At 70.1% G+C, this 1,064-nt stretch carries 1 protein-coding gene and 1 pseudogene; both read right to left on the bottom strand.

All coding sequences use genetic code 11. The features are described 5' to 3' along the window. Nucleotides 1-366: DUF934 domain-containing protein (locus AC1D15_RS33910; protein WP_477829524.1), on the bottom strand; the 366-nt coding region annotated here is incomplete at its 3' end. Between the two features lie 2 nt (nt 367-368). Next, nucleotides 369-1,064, bottom strand: a pseudogene (locus AC1D15_RS33905) (nitrite reductase); the annotation flags it as partial.

Below are 1,064 nucleotides of genomic sequence, written 5' to 3'. Positions count from 1 at the left end.
ATCGAAGCCGGTGCGCTGCAGCAGCGGCATCATGTCGACCAGCACCTCGCCGGTGGCGCGCACCTCGCCGGCATAGCGATAACGCGAGCGCAGCAGCCGGGCCTGGCTGTAGGCGCGGCCGTCGACCCACTTCGGGAAGTTCAGCACGACCAGCGCGAGCCGCGGCAGGTCCTCGGCCAGGTCCTCGATGTCAGCATCGTTCGGGAACTGCACGCCGACGGCCATGCCGGCCGGCCAGGTGCTGCGCACGCTGTGCCATTGCGCGAGCGACAGCAGGCTGTTCGGGGCGGGCGTCAGCGTGACCATCGGGCCGTCTTCGCCGGTGATGGTGCGCCAGGGGTCGCGGGCGGTGTCGATGAATTTCATGGTCAGGCCTTGGCGGTGCTGCGGCGCTGGGCGTTGGCCGCGGTCTTGAACGGATCGAGCCCGATGCGGTTCACGGTGTCGATGAAGCGCTCGGCAGCGGTGCTGCGCTGCGCGCGGTAGGTGTCGAGCACCGCCTCGATCACGTCGGGCACCTCGTCGGCCGCGAACGACGGGCCGATCACCTTGCCGGGCGTCGACTGGTGGCCGCTGATCGCCGAGCCGTCGAGGCCGCCGAGCGTCACCTGGTACCACTCGCTGCCGTCCTTGTCGACGCCGAGGATGCCGATGTGGCCGCTGTGGTGGTGGCCGCAGGAGTTGATGCAGCCGCTGATGTGCAGGTCGATGTCGCCGATGTCGTAGAGCTCGTCGATGTCGTCGAAGCGCTCGGTGATGGCCTCGGCGATCGGGATCGAGCGGGCATTGGCGAGCGCGCAGAAATCGCCGCCGGGGCAGGCGATCATGTCGGTCAGCAGGCCGATGTTGGGCGTCGCGAAGCTGGCGGCGCGCGCGGCCTGCCAGAGGGCGAACAGGTCGCTCTCGCGCACCCACGGCAGCACCAGGTTCTGGTCGTGCGAGACGCGCAGCTCGGCCTGGCTGAAGCGCTCGGCCAGCTCGGCGGCCAGTTCCATCTGCGTGTCGGTCGCGTCGCCCGGCGCCTGGCCGGTGCGCTTGAGCGACAGCGTCACGCTGCGGTAGCC

The sequence above is a fragment of the Rhizobacter sp. P2_H2 genome (assembly GCF_056403375.1).
The sequence above is the reverse complement of the archived record's forward strand: the minus strand, read 5'-3'. Positions and strand labels throughout refer to the sequence as shown.